The sequence below is a fragment of the Micromonospora craterilacus genome (assembly GCF_003236315.1).
Taxonomy (GTDB): Bacteria; Actinomycetota; Actinomycetes; order Mycobacteriales; family Micromonosporaceae; genus Micromonospora; species Micromonospora craterilacus.
Map to the genome: position 1 here is coordinate 1 of NZ_POTY01000549.1, position 527 is coordinate 527.

Genomic DNA, 527 nt, shown 5'->3' on the forward strand with positions numbered 1-527 from the left:
CAGCACGTACGCCGGGATCGTCCGGCTGGCCGAGGAGGCGACCTCCCGCAAGGCCCCGACGGTACGGCTGGCCGACCGGTACGCCGCGGCCTTCGTACCGTTCACCCTCGCCCTGGCCGGGCTGGGCTGGCTGCTGTCCGGGGAGTTCATCCGGGCGGTGGCGGTGCTGGTGGTGGCGACCCCGTGTCCGTTGCTGCTGGCCACCCCCATCGCCATCGTCTCCGGACTGTCGCGGGTGGCCCGTCGGGGCGTGCTGGTGCGCGACGGCGGCTCGCTGGAGGTGCTGGGTCGGGCCCGCACCCTGCTGGTCGACAAGACCGGCACGCTCACCGCCGGCCGGCCCCGGGTCGCCGAGACGGTCGTCGCGCCGGGTGGCGACCCCGACGAGGTGCTGCGGCTGGCCGCCTCGGTGGAGCAGCTGTCCCCGCACGTGCTGGCCGCGGCGCTGGTCCGGCAGGCCGGTGACCGGGGGCTGCGGCTGGTCACCCCGACGGAGGTGACCGAGGAACCGGGCCGGGGGGTGACCG

General features: G+C 76.5%; 1 pseudogene. It reads left to right on the plus strand.

Annotated features, from left to right (window positions below):
- Positions 1 to 527, plus strand: a pseudogene (locus C1I95_RS34370) (heavy metal translocating P-type ATPase); the annotation flags it as partial.